Consider the following 26,016-nt stretch of genomic DNA (forward strand, 5'->3'; position numbering starts at 1 on the left):
CTCACCCGCCCGATCTCGCGATTTCATCCGATTATTAAGCTTTGTTGGCTGCGACCCAAGCGTCCAGCTGGGTTTGCGCTTCGGCGATGACCTTGTCGAGGCCGGCCGACTTGAACTGCTCGATCGCCTTCGGCAGGTACGTCGCCGGGTCGACCGTGCCGGTCATCAGGGATGCCCAGAATTGCTCCTTGACGTTCTGGATGGCCGTCATCTCGGTGGATACCTTCGTGCTGTCGAAGTTGAAGCCCAGGATCGGGGAAGGCTTGCCTTCCGCGTTGAACTTCTTGAATTGCTCCCACTTGTCGTCCGGATCGTTCTCGTTCAGGTAGAGCAGCATGTTGTTGCCCAGCGAGTACGAAGGCATGTTGTAGTTCTGGGAAGCGTCGAGGTTCTTCATGTGTGTGTCGTCGATCTTCTCGTAGTGCGTGCCTTCGATGCCGGAGTCGACCATGTTGCGGAGGACCGGATCGGTATTGAGCAGGTTCAGGAATTCCATCGCCTTGTCAGGGTGCTCGGAGTTGGCCGAGATCGCCATGATCGAGCCTTGTACCGACGTGTTCGTGATCACGGCGTCGCTGGCAGGCGTCGAAGTGATCGGATAGCCGTTGGAAGCCGACCAGGAGGTCTCTGCAAGCGGCTGGGTTTGCGCGCGGTCGAGCAGCCATTTGCCGGAAGTCATCAGGTCTTGCGTCGAGCCGGTCGTCGCGGCTTCAGGCGCGACGTAGCCCGCTTGGTAGTATTTGTGCATCGTGTTCAGCGCTTGCTTCATCTCGTCTGTCTCGAGGATGTCGACGACCTTCAGGTCCGTACCGTCGAGCTTGACGGCCATCGGCATGTTCGTCACGAGATAGTCGTAAGGCACGTACGGCACGTAGTTCTTGTCCATCGCGAACGGCGTGATCGACGGATCCTGCGCCTTGATCGTCTTCAGCAGCGGCTCGAGGCTATCCAGCGTGCGGACGCCGGTCGTTTCCAGCTTGTACTTGTCGACGAGGTTCTGGTTGAAGCGCCATACTTCGAGCTGCGGGAGCTCCTTGTTGGCCGGGATGCCGTAGTTGTGGCCGTCGACCTTGGATCCGCTCAGGAAGCCCGGATCGATCGTGTCCTTGATGCCTTGGCCGTACTTGTCCAGCAGCTCGTCGAGCTCGAGGAACGCGCCTTTACGGGCATTTTGTACGTAGTCGAAGCCGCCGGCCGAGGTGAACATGATGTCCATCGGTTCGCCCGAAGCGACGAGCACCTGCATCTTCTGCGTGTAATCGCCCCAGTCGATCATTTTCATCTTGATCGTGGCATTGATCTTTTCTTGCGTGTACTTGCTGACTTCCGCCATGACGGTGTCGACGTCCTTCTGCGGCGTGCCGATCGTGTACCAGATCAGCTCGACAGGCTTGTCCGAAGCGCTGTCCGATTTGGCGTCGTTGCCGCCGCAAGCGCTCAGCGCGAGCGACAGCGCGGTTACGGTAGCCGCGGCCGTCAGGCCGGTTTTCCTAGTCATTTTACTCATGTTTCTAGTGCCCTCCCTTATTTCTGATTCCCTCAAGCAACAATTCAACTTTAATTCATGAAAGCAGTTTCAAATAGAACACAAACCTAATAAATCATGTTCAAAATAAAGAAAGGACTGCGCGGCTGGCAGTCCGGAGGCTCATATTGGCTCATTGTGCGTCAATGCAGGCCTTTGAATTCGGTCGGAGAGATGCCGACGTACTTCTTGAATTGCTTGTAAAAGTACCCCGTCTCCCAATAGCCCGCCTGACGAGCGATATCGTGCACTTTTAACGTAGAGGACTTCAGCAGCTTCTTGGCCTGCTCGATCCGGTATTTGTTGATATACTCGGTGAAGCTCTCGCCCGTCTCCTTCTGGAACAGCTGCCCCAGGTATACCGGATGGATGTGGTATCGTGCGCCGAGCTGCTTCAAAGACAATTCGTCCGCGTAGTGACGGTGGATCTCCTCGAGCACCTGCAGCACGACCGGGCTGCGGCTGTCCTTCACCAGGGAATCCACGCAGCGCTCCGCGACGGATCGAAGCGCCCTGACGAGCTCCGCATAGTCCGAAGCCGCGTTCACCTGCGCGAAGCCCTGCGAGAACATCTCCGTCTCGTCCGAATGCTTGATGGCCTTCAGCTCCATCTTGAAGCGGACGATCAGCTCCACCGCCACTTCGAGCAGATAAGACGGCGTGACGCCTTCCCGGCGCCTTAGCCGATCAAGATCCGCTTCGACGGCCGCCGCCAGGCCTTCCTTGTCTCTGGCGACGAGCAGCTTGCGGCAAGCCTCCCAATCGATCGGGAACTCGGACGTCTCCGCTTCCTTGAACGGCTCCGTCTCCGCATAGTCTATCCATTCGCGCTCCGGATAGATCATGAAATATTCCTGCGCCTTCTTCGCCTCGCTATAGCTGGACGCGATCGCCGTCCGCAGCGGATGCACGCCGCCGAGCGACAGCCTCGCCGCTTCGCCCGGGCTGCCTTTTTCGAGCAGCGGCAGTACGCGGCGGACCAGCTCCACCTTCCCCGCCTCCTCTTCGGAAGGAAGGCCGGCCACGATGACGACGTCTCCGTCCATGTCGCGGAAAGGATACACCGAGGCGCTCCCCTCGAATGCGCGGGCGACGCGCTCGAACGTTGCTTCCTGCGCTTCGGAGCCGGCGGACGGGAGCCTCAGCAGGGCGATGACGCCGTAGGGATCCGTCAACGAGATATTCAGAAGGCCCGCACGCTCGTTGAACTCCGCCTCCGAGATCCGGCCGCCGATCCACCGGTACAGCGTGTTGTCCTTCATGATCTGAACGTCGTACGGGGACAGCAGCGCGTCCGTATGGACGCTGTTCAGCTTCTCGACGGCGTTGCTCAGCGTATCGTGCAGCTCCTTGACGTTAATCGGCTTGAGCAGGTAGTTCTCGATGCCGAGGCGCATGCCTTCCTTCAAGTAATCGAATTCGTTGAAGCCGCTCAGGATGATCGCCTTCAGGTCGGGGCGGCTCTCGCGTGCGGCGCGGATCAGGTCCAGGCCGTTCATGCGGGGCATCGAGATGTCGGTGATCAGCAGGTCGACGGGCGTCTCACCTATGCGGCGGAGCGCTTGCTCTCCGTTCTCTGCGCTGCCGACGACTTCGAGACCGAAGGCCGGCCAGTCGATCGCGTCGATAAGGCCTTCGATGATGAACGGTTCGTCGTCTACGATAAATACCTTGTACATTTTCGCAACGTCCTCCTTCGGTCCCTCGGTCCTTCGGTCTTTAAACCGCTTATTCGACCAGCGGAATCCCGATCGTGACCCGGGTTTCCTTGCCGGGCTCGCTCTCGATCCCGATGCCGTATTCCGGCCCGTACATCAGCTTCAACCGCTCATGCACGCTCCTCAGCCCGAAAGAGCCCTCGCGCTGCTCTGGATAGTCGAGCTCGGTCCGGATCTGCCGCAGACGCTCCGGGTCGATCGGCGCGCCGTTGTTAACCACCTGGATCAGCAGCATGCCGTCCTCCGCGGTAACCTCGATGGCGACCCGGTTGTCGGTCCGGTCGTTTTCCATGCCATGCACGATATAATTTTCGACCACCGGCTGCAGCAGCATCTTGGGGATCGCGACCGAAGCGTACGCAGGCGAGCAGTCGATCGAATAAGAGATCCGGTCCTTGAACCGGATGCGGAAAAGCTCGAGGTACAGCCGGCAAGTCTCCAGCTCCTCGCCGAGCGTGCAGTCCGGGCCCGCCCGGACCGAGTTGCGGAACAGCGCGGCCAGGCTGTATATCATCTCGCCGACATCGCTCGCCCCTTGGGACATCGCCCGCATCCGGATCACTTCCAGCGTGTTGTAAAGGAAATGCGGATTGACCCGTGCCTGGAGCGCGGCCAGCTCGGTCTGCTTCAGCTTGATCTCCGATTTGTATTCCCGGTCGATCGTCCGGTTCAGCTCCTCCACCATTTCGTTGAAGCTCTGGGAGATCTGCCCGAGCTCGTCCTCCCGGGCATCCTGAAGGCGAACGCTCAGATCGCCGCCTTCAACCTTCTTCATGAAGCGAACGATCTTGTTGGTCCGCTTGGCAATGTTGACGATAAGCAGGGAGGGAATCAGGACCGCAAACGCAATGCAGACGGCGCCGATCAGCACGATCGCCCGTTTCAGCCCCGCATAGGATTGCGCGACCTCTGCTTTCGGCGCGATGCCAACGACCGTATAGCCCGCCGCGTTCTGCGTCAGCCGCGAGATATAGACCGGCTCTCCCGTATTGCCGGTGTCCTGGGAGCCGTTGATCTGGTCCATATACGGATAGGCTTGCCCGTAATACTTGCCGGACGAGTCGAACATGACGCTGCCGTCTTGGGTCAGGACGAGGAGCGTGCCTTTGAAAGGCGACGAGACGCGCAGCAACGCCTGGCGAACCATCTCGGAATCGAAATACACCATGAGCTGACCGACGTTTTTGAGCGTGCTTTTGTCGTTGATCTGGCTCCGCATCGCGTAGAGCCGCGTATCCCATTGTCCGATCGCCTTGCGGATCCACACGTTCGGCGTCGAAGCGTTGGGACCCTCCAGCGACATGATGTCGGGAATGAAGGAGCGGGCGGCGTTCGTCTGGTACAGCTTCGGGTTTCCGGCGTATTTGTAAACGTACATGAGCTGCTGGTCGGCGCTGTACAGGATCAGGTTGCGGATGTCGGAGTCGGTGCCGAGCTTATTCCCGAAGTATTCGAGCGCATTGGCCGCGCTGGCGCTGCCGTTGGCGTAATTTTCGCCCAGCGTATATTGAATGTATTCTTGATAAGAATGCCGCAGCAGATAAGACACGTTATCCGCCAGCAGGTTGTTCCGGTAAACGTCCTGCACAACGTTCTGAACCCAATCGTACTTCGCTTCCATGTACAGATTGACGCGGTCCATCGCCTCTCGCTGGTCGTTCAGCTGGCTTCGCACGATCGAGGCCGAGCTGAAGTGGAACAAAAAATAAGAAAACGCAATGATCGTCAGATTGACGATGACGGTAAATACAAGAATGACTTTCACGAACAGATTGTTCTGAAAATAGTTCCGGTACACCTTTTTGATTCTCACTTCGGAAGATCCCCCGCAGTCTGGTTGAACGGCTTTCATTATAGCACGAAATAAAACAATCCCCGAGAGCACTGCCGTATAGGCAGCGTTCCCCGGGGATCGTCAGGTCATGCTATTCGCGCAGCCGCGGCGGGCCGTGCCGGGCTTACTTGAAGTTCTTCAGGTTGTAGAACGCCTTTTTGCCCGCGTATACGGCGGAGCCTGCCAGGCGGTCTTCGATGCGAAGCAGTTGGTTGTACTTCGCGACGCGGTCCGTACGGGAAGGCGCGCCCGTCTTGATCTGGCCGGCGTTGGTCGCAACGGCGATGTCGGCGATCGTGCTGTCTTCGGACTCGCCGGAGCGGTGCGAGATGACGGCGGTGTAGCCGGCGGTCTTCGCCATTTCGATCGCTTCGAACGTTTCGGTCAGGGAGCCGATTTGGTTGACCTTGACGAGGATCGAGTTGCCGATGCCTTGCTCGATGCCCTTCGACAGACGCTCGGTGTTGGTGACGAACAGGTCGTCGCCGACGAGCTGGATCTTGTCGCCGAGCTTCTCGGTCAGCAGCTTCCAACCTTCCCAGTCGTCTTCGGAGCAGCCGTCTTCGATCGTGATCAGCGGGTACTTGTCAACCCAGCTGGCGAGCAGGTCGACGAACTCGGCGGACGTGTATGACTTGCCTTCGCCTTCGAGGTGGTACTTGCCATCCTTGTAGAACTCGGTGGAAGCGACGTCCATGCCCAGGAACACGTCGACGCCCGGCTTGTAGCCGGCTTTCTCGATAGCTTCGATGATCGTGGACAGCGCTTCTTCGTTGGAGCCGAAGTTCGGCGCGAAGCCGCCTTCGTCGCCGACAGCCGTGTTCAGGCCCTTCGACTTGAGTACGCTCTTCAGCGAGTGGAAGATCTCGGCGCCCGTGCGGAGCGCTTCCTTGAACGTAGGCGCGCCGACCGGCAGCACCATGAACTCTTGCACGTCGACGTTGTTGTCGGCGTGCGCCCCGCCGTTGACGATGTTCATCATCGGCACGGGCAGCGTCTTGGAGTTGAAGCCGCCGAGGTAAGCGTAGATCGGCAGGTCCAGCGCGTCGGCTGCAGCGCGCGCGACGGCGATGGAGACGGCCAGGATCGCGTTGGCGCCCAGCTTCGCCTTGTTCGGGGTACCGTCGAGCTCGATCATCTTGCGGTCGATCGCGACTTGGTCAAGCGCGTCGTAGCCGATGATCTCAGGCGCGATGATGGAGTTGACGTTGTCGACGGCCTTCTCGACACCCTTGCCGAGGTAGCGGTCCTTGTCGCCGTCGCGAAGCTCAACGGCTTCGTAAGCGCCGGTGGATGCGCCGGACGGTACGATGGCGCTGCCGAACGCGCCGGATTCCAGGCGGACTTCTACTTCAACCGTCGGGTTGCCGCGGGAGTCCAGTACTTCGCGTGCATAGACGTCAGAGATAATCGTCATTTGAGTGAACACTCCTTGGTTTGTTTTTAATGGAAGGTTACTGCTTAGCCGGTTTGAGCTCGGTCGCGTGCCAAAACTCGGTCGCGTGCCGAACAATGGTAACCGCTCGAGCGGCGCTTCTTCTGATGAAATAGTTGTCAAAAGGCAGTTATTTGCGCCTTAGCATGCCGAAGGGAGACAAATAGTTGCTAAAAAGCAGCTAATTCCGTTGTATCGGGACGACTGCCTCGGATTTTTGCAAATTAAATGCTTTTTAACCGTTATTTCGCATGAAGGCGCCTGACAGGAGCGATTAGTTGCCAAATTGCAGTTATTTCTACTGATTGGTAGACAGTCGCAACCAATACGCCGCCCCGCCCTCAAGCTTCGCCGCGCAAGGCCTGAATTCCTGCCGTCGTCCGGCGCGGATCTTAAGCCGGGAGAATGGCGTTTGCGCGAATGCCTCGAAATCCTGCTGTCCGGCCGCCGTTCGCCCAGTCTTAGCGGACATGGAGAGGCGGCCGCAAGCCGCCAACTCCCGCTATGCTGTACTCGCCCAACTGCCCGGACATGGAGAGGCGGCCGCAAGCGCCGCCTCCTGCGAGAATTACTCGCCGAGCGGCGCGAGCAGCGTGCGGCCGGTCATCTCGGCCGGCTGCGGCAGCTCGAGCAGCGTCAGCAGCGTCGGCGCGACGTCGGCCAGCATGCCGCCGTCGCGCACGGTCACGCCGTGCTTGGTCACGATGCACGGGACCGGGTTGGTCGTGTGCGCCGTGAACGGGCGGCCCGCATCGTCGATGACCATGTCGGCGTTGCCGTGGTCCGCGATGATGACGGCGACGCCGCCCTTCGCGAGGATCGCGTCGACGACGCGGCCGAGGCACGCGTCCGTCGCTTCGACGGCTTTGATCGTCGGCTCCAGCATGCCGGAGTGGCCGACCATGTCCGGGTTCGCGAAGTTCAGGATGATCGCGTCATGCTTCTCCGACTCGATCTCCTTGACCGCAGCGTCCGCGACCTCATAGGCGCTCATCTCCGGCTGCAGGTCGTACGTCGCGACCTTCGGCGAGTTGATCAGCACCCGCGTCTCGCCCGGCAGCTGCAGATCGCGTCCGCCGCTGAAGAAGAACGTGACGTGCGGATACTTCTCGGTCTCGGCGATGCGCAGCTGCGTCTTGCCCTGCTGCACGAGCACCTCGCCCAGCGTGTTGTCGAGCTCCTTGGGCTTGTACGCGACGAACCCGCCGACCGTCTCGCTGAACAGCGTCAGGCAGACGAAGTACAGGCCGACCGGACGTCCATCGCCGCGCTCGAAGCCGCGGAAGTCGTCGTTCGTGAATACGTTGGACAGCTGGATCGCGCGGTCCGGACGGAAGTTGAAGAACACGACCGCGTCTTCCGACTCGACCAGGCCGACTGGCTTGCCGTCCGCGCCCACGATGACGGTCGGCAGCACGAACTCGTCGTAGACCGACGCTTCGTACGAGGCTTTGACCGCCGCGATCGGATCGACCGCCGTCGGGCCGTCGCCGTACACCATCGCGCGGTAGGACTTCTCGACGCGATCCCACCGCTTGTCGCGGTCCATCGCGTAGTAACGTCCTTGCACGGTGGCGATCTTGCCGACGCCGAGCTCTTCGATCTTGGCCTGCAGCTGGGTCAGGTAGCCGACCGCGCTGTCCGGCGCCACGTCGCGCCCGTCCAGGAACGCATGAATGTATACGTCGTTCAGGCCTTCGCGCTTCGCCAGCTCGAGCAGCGCGAACAGATGCGCGATATGGCTGTGCACGCCGCCGTCCGACAGAAGGCCGTACAGATGCAGCTTTTTGCCGTTCGTCTTGGCATGGTTCACGGCGCCCCGCAGCGTCTCGTTGTCGAAGAAATCGCCGTCCCGAATCGACTTGGTGATCCGCGTCAGGTCCTGATAAACGATGCGACCGGCGCCGATGTTCAGGTGTCCGACTTCGGAGTTGCCCATTTGGCCCTCGGGGAGGCCGACGGCCTCGCCCTGAGCGGTTAATTGCGTATGCGGGTAGGTCGCCCACAGACGGTCGAAGTTCGGCTTGTTCGCTTGGGCAACGGCGTTGCCGTGCGTCTCCTCGCGAAGGCCGAAGCCGTCCAGAATGATGAGCGCGACCGGTTTGGGTGCGGCCATCTTACTTCGCCCCCTCGACCAGGGCGATGAAGGAAGCCGGCTCCAGGCTGGCGCCGCCGACGAGCGCACCGTCGATATCGGATTCGCCCATGTACTCGGCGACGTTGTTCGGCTTGACGCTGCCGCCGTATTGAATGCGGACCTTGCCGGCTACTTCAGCGCCGAAGAGTCCTTCAACGACGCTGCGGATCGCCTTGATCGCGTCGTTGGCATCCGTTGCCGTCGACGACTTGCCCGTGCCGATCGCCCAGATCGGCTCGTAAGCGATGACGACCTCGGCAGCTTGCTCGGCGGTAAGGCCGGCCAGCGCCGCCGTCGTCTGTACGCGGTTGACTTCGTCGGTCTTGCCGGCTTCGCGCTCTTCGAGCTTCTCGCCGACGCAGACGATCGGGGTCAGGCCGTGTTTGAACGCCGCGTGCGTCTTCTTGTTCACCGTCTCGTCGGTCTCGGCAAAGTACTGCCGGCGCTCGGAGTGGCCGATGATGACGAAGTCGACGCCCAGATCCTTCAGGAAGACGCCGCTGATCTCGCCGGTGAAGGCGCCGTTGTCTTCATAGTGCATGTTTTGCGCGCCGATCTTGATCGACGTGCCTTTAACCGCCTCGACGAGCGCCGGCAGCGCCGTGAACGGCGCGCAGACGACGGTCTCGACGCCGGCGACTTCCGCCTTGCCCTTCACTTCGGACACGAACGCGGTCGCTTCGGAGACGGTCTTGAACATTTTCCAGTTGCCTGCGATGATCGGAGTTCTGCTCATGGGTTCACCCTCACTTGTCGTTAAGGGCTACGACACCCGGAAGCGCCTTGCCCTCCATAAATTCGAGCGACGCGCCGCCGCCGGTGGAGATATGGTCCATCTTGTCTGCCAGCTTAAACTTCTCCGCCGCCGCTGCCGAGTCGCCGCCGCCGATGACGGTGTATGCGGACGTGTCGGCGCAAGCTTGCGCGACCGCGCGCGTGCCGTTCGAAAAGCCTTCGACTTCGAAAACGCCCATCGGCCCGTTCCACACGACCAGCTTGGAGTTCTTGATGACGTCCGCGTAGATCTCGCGGGTCTTCGGACCGATGTCGACGCCTTCCCAGTCGGGACGGATGCCGTCGATGTTCACGATCTCGATGTTCTTGTCGGACTTGAAGTCGTCGGAGATGACGAGGTCGACCGGCAGGTACAGCTTCTTGCCGAGCTGCTTCGCCTTTTCGACGAATTCCTTAACCTTCTCCAGCTTGGACTCGTCGAGCAGCGATTGACCGATCTCGTAGCCTTGGGACTTGAAAAAGGTGTAGGAGATGCCGCCGCCGATGATGATGTTGTCGGCGATCTCGATCATCTTGTCGATGACGTCGATCTTGTCCTTGACCTTGGAGCCGCCGACAATCGCCGTGAACGGGCGGTCCGGATCGTTAAGCGCCTTGCCCAGCACGTCGAGCTCCTTCTCCATCAGGAGACCGGATACGGCCGGCAGGTGGTGAGCGATGCCTTCGGTGGACGCGTGCGCGCGGTGGGCGGCGCCGAATGCGTCGTTGACGAACAGATCGGCCAGAGCCGCGAATTGCTTAGCGAGCTCAGGATCGTTCTTTTCTTCGCCCGGGTAGAAACGGACGTTTTCAAGCAGCAGCACGTCGCCGTTTTGCAGCGCGTCGACCTTGGCTTGAACGTCAGCGCCTACGGCTTCGTCAGCCTTGACAACCGGCTTGCCGAGCAGCTCGGACAGGCGTGCAGCGACCGGCGTCAGGCGCAGTTCTTCTACGACTTCGCCCTTCGGGCGGCCAAAGTGGCTCGCCAGGATAACCTTCGCGCCGTTTTCGATCAGGTATTTGATCGTAGGCAGCGTTTCGCGGATACGCGTGTCGTCGGTGATCGCGCCGTTTTCGACAGGGACGTTGAAGTCGACGCGCACGAATACTTTCAGCCCGGAAACGTTCACGTCGCGGACACTCTTCTTGTTCATAAGGCAGACTCTCCCTCCGATATCTGGTAATGCCCGTACGGACGGAAAGAGGAGCGCTCGCGTCTCCTCTTTGCCGTTAACATGCATCTATGAAGTAACTCTTACAGACCCTTCGAAGCGACAAACGCAGCCAGGTCTACGACGCGGTTGGAGTAGCCCCACTCGTTGTCGTACCAGGAAACGACCTTCACCATGTTGCCTTCGACGACCATCGTGGACAGCGCGTCGATCGTGGAGGAAGCCGGGTCGCCGTTGTAGTCGCTCGATACGAGCGGCTCGTCGGAGTAGTTCAGGATGCCCTTCAGCGGGCCTTCTGCGGCAGCCTTCAGCGCAGCGTTGACTTCGTCGACCGTAACGTTGCCCTTAACTTCGGCTACGAGGTCGGTAACGGATACGTTAGGCGTAGGTACGCGGAACGACATGCCGTTCAGCTTGCCCTTCAGCTCAGGCAGTACCAGCGATACGGCCTTCGCAGCGCCCGTCGTGGACGGAATGATGTTCTCTGCAGCGGCGCGCGCGCGGCGCAGATCCTTGTGCGGCAGGTCGAGTACGCTTTGGTCGTTCGTATAGGAGTGGATCGTCGTCATCATACCCTTGACGATGCCGAATTGGTCGTTGATAACCTTAGCGAAAGGCGCCAGGCAGTTCGTGGTGCAAGAAGCGTTGGAGAGGATCGTGTGCGCGGACGGATCGTACTTGTCTTCGTTGACGCCCATAACGATCGTGATGTCTTCGTTCGTAGCCGGAGCGGAGATGATGACCTTCTTCGCGCCGCCCTTCAGGTGAAGCTCGGCCTTTTCCTTCGCCGTGAAGATACCCGTGGATTCAACGACGATCTCGGCGCCAACGGATGCCCACGGCAGGTTGCCCGGATCGCGTTCCGCGAATACCTTGATGGTCTTGCCGTTTACGATCAGCGCGCCTTCGCCCGCTTCGACCGTCGCGTTCAGCTTGCCGTGCGTCGTGTCGTATTTGAGCAGGTGCTTCAGCGTGTTAACGTCCGTCAGGTCGTTGATGGCGACCACTTCTACCTCAGGGTTGTTGAGCGAAGCGCGGAATACGTTGCGACCGATGCGACCGAAGCCGTTGATACCGATTTTGACCGTCATTGATAGTTCCTCCTTGGGTTGTGAAAATAAGATTTGATCTATGTCAGGCGCACGAGCGCCGAGACCACTTGTTCTGCCGGACCGGGAGCTTCGTCCCGGTCCTGGGGTGCCGGCGTCAGCGTCAGACGCCGGCATGCTTGAGCGCTTCTTCGGCAGCCGCTTCGTCGGTGACGAGCACGTCGTCGTGTCCGAAGCGCATAACGGCGGCGATCGCCTCGCCCTTGCTGCGTCCGCCGGCGATGCCGATGACCGACTCGGCGGCCTCTATGTCCTCGAGGCGGAGCCCGGCGGTCGCCATGCGGTGGACGACCGCGCCCTCCCGGTCGAAGTAGTAGCCGAACGCCTCCGCGAGCGCGCCGTCGCGCAGAATCTCCTGCACGGTGCCCGCGTCGAGCTTGCGCCGGCGGGCCATGGCGCTAGCGTCCCCGATGCCGTGAACCACGATACGCGCGCTGCGGATCATATCCACGACTTCCCGCACGTTCGGCTCCTGCATGATCGTCTGGTAGGCGTCCTCGCTCAGATGATCCGGCACGTGCAGCATCCGGTACCGCGCGCCCGTCCGCTTGGCGAGCTCGGAGGCGATCGTGTTGGCCTGGTAGTCCACGCTCTCGCCGAGACCGCCGCGCGCCGGCACGAACCAGTTGTCGCGCAGCGGCGACGGCACCGAGAACTGCGAGGCCATGCGCGCCATCGTCGTGCCGCCCATGACGGCGACGATGTCGCCGGGGCCGATGACGCGGCGCAGCACCTTGCTGCCCGCCCGGCCCAGCTCGCGCTTGGCCTCCTCGGAGACGTCCGAGTCGCCGGGAACGACGACCGCCTGCTTCAGGCCGAACCGCTTGCGAAGCGCCGCCTCCAGATCGGACAGTCCGAACAGCTCCCTTACCATCGGCTCCATCTCTTCGAGCAAGCGGCGGCCGCGTTCCGTCAGGCTGACCCCGGTCGTTCCCGCTTCGATAAGGCCCTGCGACCGCAGCAGGTCGAGCTCTGCCCGCAGCGTCCGCTCCGTCAGCTCCAGGCTGGCCGCCAGCGTCCGCCTGCCGCCGGTACCCGTGACCCCGATACGGCGCAAAATGTCATAGCGCTTCTGCAGCACCTGCATAATGTCGGGCACGAGCTTTTGTTGCATCTCAAGAATGTTCCGCATCCTATACCGTCTCTCCCTTAAGTGCCGGATGAATATAGCCGGAATGCGACGGGGAATCACGGTATGGGACCGATTACGTCCCACTGTGACATTTTAAGTCCCACTTCCTGTTTTCATTTTATCGGATTCGACCGCGCGTTGCAAGCCCAAGATAAGTTCGCGAGTAACGGACGGGAGTCCCGCTGAGCCGTACAGACATGGGAAGCGCACGTACCCTTTTTACCCCGTTTGAATCCTTTTCAAAGCCCTTGCTTTTCCCCATTCGATCGCCTATAATGAATCTTGCTGTTATCGACGTGCGCCCGTGGTCCAACGGATATGACGCAGGCCTCCGGAGCCTGAGATTGGGGTTCGATTCCCTACGGGCGCGCCATATTCGCTCTAATAGGCAGTTTTGCCGAAACTTATGATGCAGCAGACGCGCCCGTGCCATACGGGCGCTTTTTTTCGACCTATGTTTGACTTTCTTTGACATTGGGTTCATGATCCATTAGAATGGATTCACGGTCAACCCGCGCCTTTCCGGGAGACGTCGGAGCCAGGACCGCCACACCACTATCCACACCCCCGAGGAGGGATCACGCAATGAGCTTTGTCCCTATGGTCGTCGAACAGACTAATCGAGGAGAGCGGGCATACGATATCTATTCCCGTCTGCTCAAGGACCGCATCATCTTCCTGGGCACCCAGGTCAACGATGTGGTTGCCAACTCCATCATCGCGCAGTTGCTTTTCCTCGCGGCCGAAGATCCGGAGAAAGACATCCACTTATACATCAACAGCCCAGGCGGCTCCATTACGGCCGGTATGGCGATCTTCGATACGATGCAGTACATCAAGCCGGACGTCTCCACGATCTGCGTCGGCATGGCCGCTTCCATGGGCGCGTTCTTGCTCGCCGCGGGCGCCAAGGGCAAGCGCTTCGCGCTGCCGAACGCCGAAGTGATGATCCACCAGCCGCTCGGCGGCGCCGAGGGACAGGCGAGCGACATCGAGATTCGCGCCCGCCGCATCCTCAAGCTCCGCGACAAGCTGAACCGTATCCTCTCCGAACGCACGGGCCAGCCGCTCGAGCGCATCGAGAAGGATACCGACCGCGACAACTTCATGGAAGCCGAGACGGCAAGAGAGTACGGCCTCGTCGACAAGGTTATCGAGAAGGTTTAACAGGAACCCGCACAGCGCATTCCCATCGCTATAAGCCCCCGTCCGCCGCATCCCGGCGGTTAACGGGGGCTTTTGCTTTGGCCGGGCGGCTTACGATCCCGCCTCAGCCTACGAATCGCCTCCAACCACAAAAAAAGGCACTGACCCGCACGCAGGGTCAGCGCCTATCTAGCAACCGGTCACTTCAGCTTGACATACTCCGCGTTCAGCTCCTCCATCCCCTGCGAACCGCCGGCCTTCATCCACTTCTCGACAGCTTTGCTCCAGCCGGCATCGTCGATCTCGCCCAAAATATATTGCAGCCGCGCATCGTTCTTGATCTTATCGAGCTCGCCGCTCTTCTCGGTGAGCGTCTGCGACTGGATGGAGAACGCCGGATTGGACACCGCGATCGACACATTGTCTGCGAACATCTGCTTGACCTTGCCGGCCAGCGGCGTATCCTTCGCCTTCAGGGTCGGGATCTCGTCGCTGACGACGGACAATTGAACGATCGGCAGTCTGTCCTCGGTCCGCAGAGCAAGCTCCTGCTCCGTGGCGGCGACCAACCCGTCCTCCAGATGATAATGCGTCCCTTCGATGCCCCAGGCCAGCAGATTGGCGACTTCTTCGTCGAACATCTTATCGAAGAAGCCGAGAATCTGTCTCATCTCCTCTTCCGTTTCCACCGCGCTCTTGGGGAACATGAAGATGCCGTTGTAGCCTGGAGAAGCCATGATCCGCTCGCCCTTCGGGCCCTCGATCCGCGAGATGACGTCGATTTCGCCCTGCGGATTGGTTTTCTTGACGGCGACGTCCATGCTCGGCGCATCGTCGAGCGCGGTGGAGATCATCATGCCCGCCTTGCCTCCCTCCAGCATCGCCCTGGACTGGTTGCCTTCCGTCACCGCGAAGTCCGGGTTCACCAGCTTCTCGTCGTAGAGCCGCTTGAAAAACTTCAGTGCGTTCAGTTGCTCCTCCGTCGTAAAGCTGGGAACCAGCTTGCCGTCCCGCTCCTCGTAGTCGTTGCCCGCCCCGAAGAAGCCCGCCAGCATATGAAAATCGTTGAAGCCCTTGCGGGACACGAGACCGTAGGTATCGTTCTTGCCGTTCCCGTCCGGATCGTTCAGCGTAAAGGCCTTGATAACCTCGTACAGCTCATCCAGCGTCTTGGGCTCCGAGAGCCCCACTTTGTCCAGCCAGTCCTTGCGGTAGATGATTCCGCCGCGAGCCAGTACCCGAGGACGATACAAGGCGTAGTTCTTGCCGTCATGGGAGGCATTCCGCAGGACATCCGGGTTGAGCTTGGCGCTGAGGTTCGGAAAGTCCTTCAGCATCGGCCCGATCTCCCAGAAGGCGCCGGAACGGACACCGCTTACAACCGCCGGCGCGTAAATAACCCCGTCCAGATGGGAGATGACCGTCGCCTGCTTCAGATCGCCGGAGGCCAGACTGACGGACAGTTTATCCTTGTACGCCGCGTCCGGCACCCAGGTGATATCCAGCTTGGTGTTCGTCATTTCCTCCAGCTTCTTGACGATCGGATTGTTCTTGGGCGCTTCCGTGGAGTAATACGGCATCATCATGGAGATCGCGACCGGCTCCTTGGCCGTCTCCGAAGCGGCTGAAGAAGCGGCAGCTGCGGTGCCGCCCGACGGCGCGCTTGCCGCCCCCTCGTTATTTCCTCCGCAGCCGGCCAGCAGCCCCGCCGACATCGCACCTACGCCGATGACCGGCAAAAGCTTGTTCCATCTTTTCATCCTGACAACCTCTCCCTTTGTTTAAAGTGTACCGCATATGTGAAAAGCCGGCAGCCCTGCGGCCGATCAGCCTTTTACCGAGCCCAACAGCACGCCCTTGGCGAAGTGCTTCTGCAAAAACGGATAGACCAGGAGGATCGGCAGATTGGCGAAAACGATGACCGCGGATTTGAGCGTCTGCTCCGGCGGAAGCACGAAGTCCGGGCCCATGTCCGTGGCGTCGCCCACGCCCCCTTGGGACAGGATGACGATCTGCCGCATCAGCACCTGCACCGGCCACTTATCGGGATCGTTCAGATAAAGAATCGGCGCCAGAAACGCGTTCCAATGGCCCACCGCATAAAACAGGGAGAACGTGGCGATGGCGGGCAGGGACAGCGGTATCACGATCCGGGCCAAAATATAAGGATGGCTCGCGCCGTCCATCTTGGCCGATTCTTCGAGACCGTCGGGCAGCTGCTGAAAGAAGTTTTTAATGACGATGAGATTAAAAGCGTTGATGGCGCCGGGAATAATGACCGACGAGTAAGTGTTAAGCATGCCCAGCTGCTTGACCAGGATAAAAGACGGAATCATGCCGCCGCTGAATATCATGGTAAACAGCACGAGGAGCATGATGCGGTCCCGGCCCAGCAGGGTCTTGTGCGCCAGCGGATAGGCCATGAGCGTGGTCATGGCAATATTCACGAACGTTCCCGTCACGGTGATCAGCACCGTAACCCCCATGCTGCGGAGGACCGTATTCGTGCTGAGAATGTAAGCGTAGGAATCCCAGGAAATGACGCGAGGAAACAAAATAAACGATTTTTCCCGAAGCTCCTCTGCCGTCGTGAGGGAAGCCGCGATCAGATGAATGAAGGGGATGATCGTTACCAGCGCGAATAAACCGACGGCGATGTAAATGAATGCGGTAAACAGCCTGCTTGCCGCACTATACTCGCGGATCATGGCCAAGCTCCTTTCTGCTGGACGCGGAAGGCTAGTACACGCCTTCTTCGCCGAATTTTTTGGCAAGCTTATTGGAAATGACGATCAGCACCAGCCCCACCAGGGAATTGAACAGTCCGACGGCCGTCGTATAGCTGAACAAGCCGCGCTGAATGCCGTTGGTGTAGATATAAGTATCGAAGATTTCCCCTACGTCCCGGTTCATGCCGTTCAGCATCAGATAGATCTGCTCGAAGCCGAGATGAAGGAAGTTGCCCAGCCGGAGAATCAACAGAATGACGATTGTGCTGCGAATGGCGGGAAGCGTAATGTGCAGGAGCTGCTTGAACCGGTTGGCGCCGTCCATCCGCGCCGCCTCGTACAAGGAGGGATCCACGCCTGCCAGCGCTGCCAGGAAAATGATCGTGCCCCAGCCCGTTTCCTTCCAGATCGCCTGGGAAGTAATAATGGTGCGAAACCAATTCTCGCTCAGCAGAAAATTGATCTTCTCCCCGCCGAAAAATTCGATGACCTGATTAACAATGCCGCCCTCCGTGGTCAGCATGATGTAGGTGATGCCCGATATGACCACCCAGGAGAAGAAGTGAGGTACATAAATGAAGGTCTGGGCCAGACGCTTGAACGTCTCGTTCTTGATCTCGTTGAGCATCAGCGCGACGATGATGGGCAGCGGGAAAAAGAAGACCAGATTATAGAAGGCGATAATGAACGTGTTGCGGAACAGAATCCAGAAGGAAGGATCCGTGAAAAAACGCTCAAAATGCTTGAAACCCACCCAAGGGCTGCCCCAGAAGCCGCTGAACGGCTGGTAATCCTTAAAGGCCAGCAGCACGCCCCACATCGGGATATATTTGAATACGAGAAAATATAAGAGTCCCGGGAGCAGCATCAGGTAGAGCCAATAGTCCATCCTGACCATACGGATGCGTCGCGTCCACAGCTCCCGTCTGAGCGCCCGCCTTCTTGCCAGAGGCGCAGGACTTATCATGGATGACGCCAGGGAATCCGGTTGCTTCATCTTGTTTGCCTCCATTTCGTTGAGCCGGCTCATGAGCAGCTTCAGCATACGGAACGCGCGGCGGTTCGGGCAATAATCCGGTTCGGCTCTAACGCGCAGCCACGGCCGGTGTCCGGAAATGATCAGGCGCGGCTCGGAAATGATCCACGGCGGCTTTGGCCGCCGCGCAAAAAAACGCGGCCGCCGTTATCGGCGGTCCGCGTCGTATTCGTCGTATTGGGCATTGCGGTATTGTCCCGGCGTCATCCCCTCCATTTTCCTGAAGTACCGGATAAAGTTCTGAGAGTTCGTATACTGCAGCCTTTCCGCGATCTCGGCTATTTTCATGGAGGTCTCCGCCAGCCACGTCTTGGCGACGCTCAGCCTGTGCAAGGCCAGATATTCGCCGAAGGGCATGCCGGCCTCGCGCCGGAAGACATGCCGGACATAATCGGGATGATAGTGGAGACGGGATGCGCATGCCTCCAAGGTCAGATCGGTATCGTATTCCTCCTGAACCATGCGGATCAGTTCGCTGGAGATGCTGCGGTGCCGGGTCGCCTTCATTTCCTCCAGCAGCCCGATCGCGGGAATAATGAGGCGTTCGTTGAACCATTGGATCATCTCGTCCGGCGTCCGCAGCTCGAATACCTGGTCGAACAGCGATTTTTCCTCCCCGAACAGAGCCTGCGGCAGCTCGCCGAATTCCCGCAGCAGCTTCAGGAGATCGGCCAGGAGCACGATCATCATCATCCGGTACTCGCGATTCGACATCGGGTTGCTGAAGATTTCCGCGGAAAACTGCCGAAGCAGCCCGCAAGCCCGTTCACGGTCATAAAGCTTGATGGCGTCGACCAGTTCGTTCTTCAGCATTTCAGGATACTCCGGAACCGTACGCCGGCTCAGCGACACGTCATCCATATACAGAACGGATTCATATCCGAGCTTGATGCGATAATCAAGCGCGTTCAGCGCCTCTTTGTAAGCTCTGCCGGCCCCCGACAGGCTGTGGAAGGCGCGGCTGATGCCGATGCTCGTTTGCAGCTTCAGGTAGGCTTTGATCATCTGCTGAATGCTCCCGGTAAGGCTGTCCAGCAGCTGTCCATGCGCTTCGCGGGAGTCGAATGCGCTGCCGAAGAGAAACAGAATGGACTGGTCAGAGACGATGGGCGCAAGCAGCCGGTGCTCGGGCATGACCAGGTCGGACACGATATTGCCGGCTGCGAACAACAGCAGGTTTCGGTCGCTCTCGCCGTAACGCGTCCCCTCCCACGTGTCGATCGCGACCACGACGACATTCATTTCGGCCCACTGCGACGCGTTCGCTCCCAGTTTGTCTTCGATCTCCTTCGGTCTGGCTTCTCCCAGGAAAAGCTTCAGCATCAGAAAGTCGTTAAGCTGCTTGCGCTGATGCTCCAATTCGCTGTTCAAACGTTTCTCGCTGAGGAGGATATGCCTGACCTTCTCGCCGATCTCTTCGAATTCATCCTTGACCTCGACGGGCTTGCCGCGCCCCGGAGCGACGACAACCTGGTCGTACAAGCGCCTTACCGGCACGTAAATGCTTCTGGTGCCCGGAAGGGAAAGCGCAACGCCGGCAGTCACCACCAGCAGACAGACCGCTAGCGTGAACCACTTGATGGCTTCCGCTTCCTTCGTCATCTCCCTGACGGAGATGAAGGATGCGTAAGTCCATCCCCCGTTATAATCCGATTTGGTGAAAATAATATTGTAGCTCTCGCCGTTCACGCGCACGGGTATCAACCCTTGCTGAAGCCCGGTGTCTTCGATCTGCTTCGCATAGCGGTCCAAATCCGGCAATTGCTCATCGGCCAGCGGCAGCTGGTCATGGATCATATGAAATTCCCGGTCATAAACGAACGGCATCCCCATCTCCTGTCGGGGAGTCAGATAACGGCTGATGTCGGCGTATGGTATGCTCAGGCTCACGACGGCGGAAGGGTCCAAGGATACAGCCGGCAGCGGCTTGACATAACTGATTGCCTGCTCGCCGATGGTCCAGTACGCGCCTTTTTTTAAACGAACGGCATCCCGCCAATCCCGCTCCTCCGGATCGTATTTGACAAAGCCGAAGGTCGTGGACAGACTCCAGGCATAGCGCAACTGCACGAACTTCACTTCTCCCGTGCCGCTGTCATGGAGCTTGATCCGGCCCATTCCTTCCCGCAGGTCATTGATCAGCTGAACGTTGTCGCTGCGGTTCAGCGCGGATACGTCGTTGTTCAGCGCTTTGGAGAGCGTGGAGCTGGACGCGAGCTGCGTCAGGGCATTATCGGCTGTTACCAGAATCTGCTCCACCTGCTGTCTGGTGAGCATCAACAGCTGCAAGGAGCTGCCATTCACCTTTTCCTGGATCGTATCGGAAGAACGATAATAGGAAAAGCCGCCGACCACGGCGACAGGCAGCGTAATCAGGCATACGGCAAACAGGATCAGCTTGTGGTAATATCGCGAACGCAACGGCCTCATCTCTGGTCCACCCCCGGTATTTTGCCCGCAGGGGGGCCGCCCCAGCTTAGTCAATATCACAAGGTTCCGTCAATAATCACGGGCGGCTGTTCCGTTATATATCCGCTGTCCGCTTTGTCGCCATTCTCACAATTATACTGTAAACGCCGTTTGTCTGAATTTCCGGCGAAAGTTGAACGATATTTGGGTAAGTAAGGGTAAGGCCTGCTTCCTGTATTGGTGAAGTTGAATCATTAACACAAATCGTTATTTTCGTCAAGGGAAATTTAACAACTCGAGTGCCCCCTCTTCGGACGCTCTTATGCATGTTATTCTATAATCACAAGTCGTACCATTTCCCCCCATATATTGCTATGGAATAGGAATTGGACAGCAAGCCGGAAGGGAGATTTACAATGAACCAATCTTATCATTCCTTGCACTTGGTGCCGCGTCACTCATCCGAGAACCCGATCCCGCCGTCCCATACTTTTAACGATGATTCAAGCCATATGATCGCACGTACGCTTAAGGATAAAGCCTCCCTGCTCCGCCCGCTCAAGGACGAGCATCTGCTTGAGGTTTATCGCGAAGCGAAAAAAATGAACTTGTCCAACGAGTTCATCGAGCTGTTGGAGGATGCCATTGAACTGCGCAACCTCGAGCACCGCCTCAAGGCTTAATCCATCTATCAAAAGCCCCCTCTGTTGCCGGTTTACCGGCCGCAAAGGGGGCTTTTTCATGGCGTGCGACGAGCAGCTTGCGAATAGGATTCCGCGGCAAGGCACATAAAGTAGGACAGGCCGATCTGCATTGACTCCAGCATCCCCCGGTGGAAAGCATCGCCTAGGAAAAAATGGGTCTGCGCCGCATAATCGTCCGGGCTTACAGCCTGCCCCTCCTCCGCGCGTGCAGCCAGGTGACGTTCGATTTGTGAATGCACTCCTTTATCGTCATGTGCGCGTCCTTCGCGAAGCGCGTTTGCCATGCTCTCCATAAACCTCGCCGCCTCGGCTGCTTGTCGATTCAGCTTTATGGGGTCGATCGCCTCTGCGCCGGGCAGCTCAAAGTCGTACGTTTCCTTCAGATGCCGCCGCTGCTCCGCCAGCGCCGCTTCCCATTCCTCCGCCGTGCCGAATCCGGCAAACAATTCAGCAGCCGGCAGAGCAGCCCCCTCCCGCGCCGACACGATCGAAGCCTCCAGCGTGACGGACAGACGCTCCATGCGCCGCTGTCGCTCTCGAATAAGCTCGCGTTGATTTTCAAGGATATGCAGACGATCCGGCGCCCCGGCCAACAACCGCTTGATCTCCTCAAGCGGAAATTCCAGCTCTCTGTAGAACAAAATCTCCTGCAGCCGCTCGATCTCCTCCTGGCCGTATAGCCGGTAGCCCGCCTCGCTGACCTCCGCCGGTACGAGCAAGCCGATCTTGTGATAATGATGAAGCGCCTTGATCGTTACTTTCGACAATGCCGACATTTCCTTTACCGTATATCGCATGCGAACACCTCCTATGGGATATTCCGATCGTACGGCCTCCTCCAAGGGGAGGGTCAAGACCGTTATCCGGTTTTTCCGGCTATCTCCAGCCTAACCCACGCTCACGCATCAGTTATCCGGTTTTTCCGGTCATATTCGCCCGCGTCCCCTCTCGCTTACCGCCCGCTTCCTCCACAACATAAAAGCCGCCCTCCAACCGGAGAGCGGCTCTTCCCGCGCCGCGCGCGACGCTTATTACTTCAATTGGTACTGCACCGTCACGCTCGCCGAAATCTCGATCTGTCCGCTTTGCACGGAGGATGAGACTCCTGCAGCGGATGCCGTGGCCATCTTCATCTGATCGAAGTTGGCAGTGACGATCGGCACGTTCGCCGCGTTGCCCTGCACGATGTTGATGACCGGTCCCAGTGTGCGGCTGGCCGACGTCGCGAGTACCGAAGCCTTCGCGCCTGCATTGGTCATCGCCTTCTTCAACGCATCGAGCTCATATTGGTCCTGCTTCTCCGTGCCGAACTGCACGCCGTCCACCCGGTTCGCGCCTGCCGCGGATACCGCGTCCAGCAGCTTGCCGATGCCGGCGAGGTCGCGGTAAGCGACGCGCACCGAATGCGTCGCAAGATAGCCCTTAAGCACCTGGCCATCCTTTTCCGTATAGTTGTACTCCGGCTGCACGCCGAAGTTTGTCGTCTGCACGTCCTTCTTATCGATCTTGTACGTGTCGTACAGCGTCTTCTCGACTGCCGCGAACTTCGCCGCCGAGGCCTGCTGGGCCTCCTGCGCCGTCTTGCCTCGCGCGTCTACGCCGAAGCTCAAGTAAGCCACGTCCGGGTCCACCTTTATCGAGCCCTCGGCCCCTACCGTCACTGCGTTTTGAACGTTTGCCGCTTGTACGGTGCCTGTTGTCTCCGCCAATGCTTGATCCGCCCCCAGCTTCGTCGCTCCGAACCAACCTGCAGCTACCATCGTTACGGCCAGTAATGCCACTTGCACGGTCCTTTTACCCATTATAGACGCCTCCATATTCAGGTTTGTCTACTCCAACGGATATTATAGGCAAAAGGTTGCAGCCCAACCAAAAAATAGTCCGAAAAAAGCAAAAAGCCCCCGTCCGGGAGCTCGCGCATCTGCTTGTTATTGGTTCTCCAGCTCTTCCTTGCTGACCAGTTGGACTAAAGCGGTTACAGCTTGCTCTGCGTCCGAACCTTCCGCACTAATGGATACTTCAGTGCCCGAGCTGATCGCCAGACTCATGATACCCATGATGCTCTTCGCGTTCACGCGCTTGTCTTCCTTCTCCACGAACACGTCAGAGGAGAATTTATTGGCTTCTTGCACGAATAAGGCCGCCGGTCTGGCGTGAAGCCCCGTCTTAAGCCGAACAACAACCGGCTGTCTCGTCATGGAACGAATCCCCCTGTCTTTGTTCTCATCCCGGTACACGGGACCCACCGCACATGGTTTGTTATCTATTATAGCATTAGAGCGCTTGGTTGTGCCACAGGCTTATAAAGCCCCGCCCCGTATTTTTTCGGCCCATTCGTCGATTTTGCGAAGCCGGTGATTGACGCCGGATTTGCTGACCTGTCCCTTCAGCATATCCCCGACTTCCTTCAGGTTCATATCGGGATGCATAAGCCGGATCTCCGCGACCTCGCGCAGCTTGTCGGGTATGTTCTCGAGTCCGACTTCCTTTTGCAGCAGCTTGATGTTATCGATCTGGCGGACGGCGGCTCCGATCGTCTTGTTGAGATTCGCGGTCTCGCAGTTCACGATCCGGTTAACCGAATTGCGCATGTCCCGCATGATGCGTACGTCCTCGAACTTGAACAGGGCCTGGTGCGCGCCGATGATGCTGAGGAACTCGATGATTTTCTCGCCTTCCTTGATGTACAAAATGAAGCCCTTCTTGCGTTCGATGAACCTGGCGTTGAGGTGAAACTTGTTCGCGAGATCCACGAGCGCCTTGCAGTGCTCCTCGTACATGGAGGCGATCTCCAGATGGTAAGACGAGCCCTCCGGATTGTTCACGGATCCGCCGGCGAGGAAGGCGCCGCGCAGGTAAGCTTTTTTGCAGCAAGGCTTGCGCACGAGATCCTTGTCGATATCCGAATTGAACTGGAAGCCGGCGCTCGCGATCTTCAGCTCGCCGAGCAGCTGCTCGACGCCTGCAGGCACGCGAACGATGTAGACGTTGTTTTTCTTGAGCCGCATCTTTTTGCGTACGAGCAGCTCGGTCGGCACGGGATAGTGCCGCTTCATCAAAGTATAAATACGCCGGGCGATGGCCGCGTTTTCAGTGGAAATGTCGAGCACGATTCGCTTGTTGGTCAGCGACACCGAGCCGTTCATCCGGATTAGCGCCGACAGCTCGGCGATATCGCAGCAGCCTTCGGACTCCACGAGCGTCAATTCTTTTTTGGTCTGCGCGGCGAACGACACGTCGCCTTCACTCCTTTCTCAGCATCCAGTCCTCCACCAGCTGGTAGATATGCTCGCTCAGCTTCGCGGCGTCATGGCGCAGATAGGTCCGGAACAGCACCAGGCGGTCGGCGATCACTTTGTAACCGCGCCGCTCCACCTCGTCCAGGTCCAGATGGACGGCCGCCGAGCCCTGCTCCGCATACATGCTGTGCACTTGCGGGGGGATCTCCCCGTTGTTCACGATAACATAGTCGAATAAATGATGGCCGATATGCGCATGAATCGCATGGAGGTGGTCGCCGACCGAGTAGTTGTCGGTTTCTCCGGGCTGCGTCATGACGTTGCATACGAAAATCTTGACGGCCTGCGCGTTCAGGATCGCCTCCGCGAGCTTGGGCACGAGCAGGTTGGGCATAATGCTCGTGTACAGGCTGCCCGGACCGATCAGAATCGCGTCGGCCTCGGCGATCGCCTCGACCGCTTCCTCGAGCGGCTCAACGTCGGCCGGCTCGATGAAGACGCGTCTGATCGCAAGTCCGGACTTCGGAATTTGCGACTCTCCCTCGACGATGCTGCCGTCCTCCATCTCGGCCTTCAGGAGGATCGCCTGATTGGCGGCAGGCAGCACGCGTCCCCGCACCGCAAGCACCCGGCTCAGCTCTCTGACCCCGGCGACAAAATCGCCCGAGATGTCGGTCATCGCCGCCAATATCAGATTGCCCAAGCTGTGACCGGCCAATCCCGCGCCGCCCATGAAGCGGTAGGAAAGCATGTCGGCCAGAAGCGGCTCGGTATCCGCAAGCGCGGTGAGCACGTTGCGGATATCTCCCGGCGGCGGCATCTGCAGCTCCGAGCGCAGAATGCCCGAGCTCCCCCCGTCGTCGGCTACTGTGACGATCGCGGTGATGTCGAGGGGCTTTTGCTTGAGTCCCCGGAGCATAACGGACAATCCCGTACCGCCGCCGATGACGACGATCCGGGCTTTCCTGGCGCCCTGCCCCGCCTTAGCCATGACGGTCTCTCTCTGCGTCGCGGTGGCTGACGCGGACTGCCTCGGTCTCGCCTGCGCTCAGCATGCGGCCGAGATACTCTGCGAGCGCGACGGAGCGGTGCTTGCCGCCGGTGCAGCCGATGCCGATGACGACCTGGCTCTTGCCTTCCTTGTGGTACAGCGGGATAAGATACTGCAGCATATCGAGCAGCTTGGCGAGAAACGTCTGCGTTTCCGGCCACTTCATGACGTAGTCGTAAACTTCGGCATCCTGCCCCGTCTTGGGCCGCAGATTTTCCACGTAATGCGGATTCGGCAAAAAGCGCACGTCGAAAATCAGATCCGCGTCGATCGGCACGCCATACTTGAAGCCGAACGACGTGACGTTGACGGCCAGCGAATTGCGGCCTTCTTCGGTGAACCTTGAGATGATCTTGTCTTTGAGCTGGGCAGGCTTGATGCTGCTCGTGTCGATGACCTGCGTCGCCCAGCCCTTGAGATCCTCAAGAAGCTTGCGCTCGGCATGGATGCCTTCGAGCGGCATCCCTTCTGGCGCGAGCGGATGCCTGCGGCGAGTCTCCTTGTAGCGTTGGACGAGTACCGAATCGGTCGCGTCGAGAAACAGGATCTCGTAGTGCAGCGTATAGTGCTCGCGAATATAGTTCAGCGACTCGGACAGCGCCGTGAAAAACTCCCGGCCGCGGAGGTCGATGACGAGCGCGACTTTGCCGATACGGCCTTGGGATTGATCGATAAGCTCGGCAAACTTCGGAATGAGCACCGGCGGCAGGTTATCGACGCAAAAAAAGCCGAGATCCTCCATGCTCTGCACCGCGATCGTCTTGCCCGCGCCCGACATCCCCGTGATGATGACGAGCGTCGGCCTTGATACCGTCGAGTTCGTAGTGTCCACGTGCATCCCTCCCTGCCACATGCGAAGCGCCTGA

At 59.0% G+C, this 26,016-nt stretch carries 21 protein-coding genes and 1 tRNA gene; 3 read left to right on the forward strand and 19 right to left on the reverse strand.

What is annotated here, in order from left to right; translation table 11 throughout:
* Positions 1-34 precede the first annotated feature (34 nt).
* The 9 genes from KB449_RS27850 to KB449_RS27890 form a co-directional block, all read right to left on the reverse strand.
* On the reverse strand, positions 35-1,507 hold the full coding sequence (locus tag KB449_RS27850) for an ABC transporter substrate-binding protein (RefSeq protein ID WP_282911486.1): 1,473 nt from the start codon (positions 1,505-1,507) through the stop codon (positions 35-37).
* A 161-nt stretch (positions 1,508-1,668) separates the two neighbouring features.
* Complete coding sequence (locus KB449_RS27855; protein WP_282911487.1) at positions 1,669-3,204, reverse strand: response regulator transcription factor; 1,536 nt, start codon at positions 3,202-3,204, stop codon at positions 1,669-1,671.
* A gap of 49 nt (positions 3,205-3,253) precedes the next feature.
* A complete protein-coding gene (locus KB449_RS27860; RefSeq protein ID WP_282911488.1) occupies positions 3,254-5,056 on the reverse strand; it encodes a sensor histidine kinase in 1,803 nt (600 codons plus the stop codon).
* 145 nt (positions 5,057-5,201) lie between these two features.
* Positions 5,202-6,494: a phosphopyruvate hydratase gene (gene eno, locus KB449_RS27865; RefSeq protein WP_090117067.1), complete on the reverse strand. Its 1,293-nt coding sequence runs from the start codon at positions 6,492-6,494 to the stop codon at positions 5,202-5,204.
* Between the two features lie 586 nt (positions 6,495-7,080).
* Positions 7,081-8,628, reverse strand: coding sequence for a 2,3-bisphosphoglycerate-independent phosphoglycerate mutase (gene gpmI, locus KB449_RS27870; protein ID WP_282911489.1), 1,548 nt, complete (start codon positions 8,626-8,628; stop codon positions 7,081-7,083).
* A gap of 1 nt (position 8,629) precedes the next feature.
* On the reverse strand, positions 8,630-9,385 hold the full coding sequence (gene tpiA, locus KB449_RS27875; RefSeq protein WP_282911490.1) for a triose-phosphate isomerase: 756 nt from the start codon (positions 9,383-9,385) through the stop codon (positions 8,630-8,632).
* A gap of 10 nt (positions 9,386-9,395) precedes the next feature.
* Complete coding sequence (locus KB449_RS27880; RefSeq protein WP_277566754.1) at positions 9,396-10,577, reverse strand: phosphoglycerate kinase; 1,182 nt, start codon at positions 10,575-10,577, stop codon at positions 9,396-9,398.
* A gap of 101 nt (positions 10,578-10,678) precedes the next feature.
* Positions 10,679-11,686, reverse strand: a complete 1,008-nt coding sequence (gap, locus tag KB449_RS27885) for a type I glyceraldehyde-3-phosphate dehydrogenase (RefSeq protein ID WP_090117071.1) — start codon at positions 11,684-11,686, stop codon at positions 10,679-10,681.
* A 121-nt stretch (positions 11,687-11,807) separates the two neighbouring features.
* Positions 11,808-12,836: a sugar-binding transcriptional regulator gene (locus KB449_RS27890; protein ID WP_282911491.1), complete on the reverse strand. Its 1,029-nt coding sequence runs from the start codon at positions 12,834-12,836 to the stop codon at positions 11,808-11,810.
* 298 nt (positions 12,837-13,134) lie between these two features.
* Here KB449_RS27890 and KB449_RS27895 point away from each other — a divergent pair.
* Positions 13,135-13,209, forward strand: a tRNA-Arg gene (locus tag KB449_RS27895).
* A 212-nt stretch (positions 13,210-13,421) separates the two neighbouring features.
* The gene (gene clpP, locus KB449_RS27900) at positions 13,422-14,003 is read left to right on the forward strand and encodes an ATP-dependent Clp endopeptidase proteolytic subunit ClpP (RefSeq protein WP_282911492.1); all 582 of its coding nucleotides are present in this window, start codon (positions 13,422-13,424) and stop codon (positions 14,001-14,003) included.
* A gap of 179 nt (positions 14,004-14,182) precedes the next feature.
* On the opposite strand, the gene KB449_RS27905 is transcribed toward clpP, so the two are convergent.
* From KB449_RS27905 to KB449_RS27920, 4 genes are all read right to left on the reverse strand, one after another.
* Positions 14,183-15,742: an extracellular solute-binding protein gene (locus KB449_RS27905; protein WP_282911493.1), complete on the reverse strand. Its 1,560-nt coding sequence runs from the start codon at positions 15,740-15,742 to the stop codon at positions 14,183-14,185.
* Positions 15,743-15,808: 66 nt separating this feature from the next.
* Positions 15,809-16,690, reverse strand: a complete 882-nt coding sequence (locus KB449_RS27910; protein WP_282911494.1) for a carbohydrate ABC transporter permease — start codon at positions 16,688-16,690, stop codon at positions 15,809-15,811.
* A 31-nt stretch (positions 16,691-16,721) separates the two neighbouring features.
* On the reverse strand, positions 16,722-17,609 hold the full coding sequence (locus tag KB449_RS27915; RefSeq protein ID WP_282912922.1) for an ABC transporter permease: 888 nt from the start codon (positions 17,607-17,609) through the stop codon (positions 16,722-16,724).
* A gap of 285 nt (positions 17,610-17,894) precedes the next feature.
* The gene (locus KB449_RS27920; RefSeq protein ID WP_282911495.1) at positions 17,895-20,177 is read right to left on the reverse strand and encodes a helix-turn-helix domain-containing protein; all 2,283 of its coding nucleotides are present in this window, start codon (positions 20,175-20,177) and stop codon (positions 17,895-17,897) included.
* Positions 20,178-20,572: 395 nt separating this feature from the next.
* Between KB449_RS27920 and sda the strand changes: the two genes are divergently transcribed.
* Positions 20,573-20,839 carry a sporulation histidine kinase inhibitor Sda gene (gene sda / locus KB449_RS27925; RefSeq protein WP_282911496.1) on the forward strand — a complete coding sequence of 89 codons (267 nt, stop codon included), beginning with the start codon at positions 20,573-20,575 and terminating at the stop codon, positions 20,837-20,839.
* Positions 20,840-20,895: 56 nt separating this feature from the next.
* On the opposite strand, the gene KB449_RS27930 is transcribed toward sda, so the two are convergent.
* The 6 genes from KB449_RS27930 to rapZ form a co-directional block, all read right to left on the reverse strand.
* A complete protein-coding gene (locus tag KB449_RS27930) occupies positions 20,896-21,657 on the reverse strand; it encodes a MerR family transcriptional regulator (protein WP_282911497.1) in 762 nt (253 codons plus the stop codon).
* A gap of 234 nt (positions 21,658-21,891) precedes the next feature.
* The gene (locus KB449_RS27935) at positions 21,892-22,662 is read right to left on the reverse strand and encodes an SIMPL domain-containing protein (RefSeq protein WP_282911498.1); all 771 of its coding nucleotides are present in this window, start codon (positions 22,660-22,662) and stop codon (positions 21,892-21,894) included.
* Positions 22,663-22,788: 126 nt separating this feature from the next.
* The gene (locus KB449_RS27940; RefSeq protein ID WP_090117078.1) at positions 22,789-23,058 is read right to left on the reverse strand and encodes an HPr family phosphocarrier protein; all 270 of its coding nucleotides are present in this window, start codon (positions 23,056-23,058) and stop codon (positions 22,789-22,791) included.
* A 102-nt stretch (positions 23,059-23,160) separates the two neighbouring features.
* On the reverse strand, positions 23,161-24,096 hold the full coding sequence (whiA, locus tag KB449_RS27945; RefSeq protein ID WP_282911499.1) for a DNA-binding protein WhiA: 936 nt from the start codon (positions 24,094-24,096) through the stop codon (positions 23,161-23,163).
* A gap of 7 nt (positions 24,097-24,103) precedes the next feature.
* Positions 24,104-25,090, reverse strand: a complete 987-nt coding sequence (locus tag KB449_RS27950) for a gluconeogenesis factor YvcK family protein (RefSeq protein ID WP_282911500.1) — start codon at positions 25,088-25,090, stop codon at positions 24,104-24,106.
* On the reverse strand, positions 25,083-25,982 hold the full coding sequence (gene rapZ / locus KB449_RS27955; protein WP_282911501.1) for an RNase adapter RapZ: 900 nt from the start codon (positions 25,980-25,982) through the stop codon (positions 25,083-25,085). The genes KB449_RS27950 and rapZ overlap by 8 nt, the downstream gene beginning before the upstream one ends.
* Between the last annotated feature and the right edge of the window lie 34 nt (positions 25,983-26,016).

Origin of the sequence: Cohnella hashimotonis, from assembly GCF_030014955.1 — a bacterium.
Classification (GTDB): domain Bacteria; phylum Bacillota; class Bacilli; order Paenibacillales; family Paenibacillaceae; genus Cohnella; species Cohnella hashimotonis.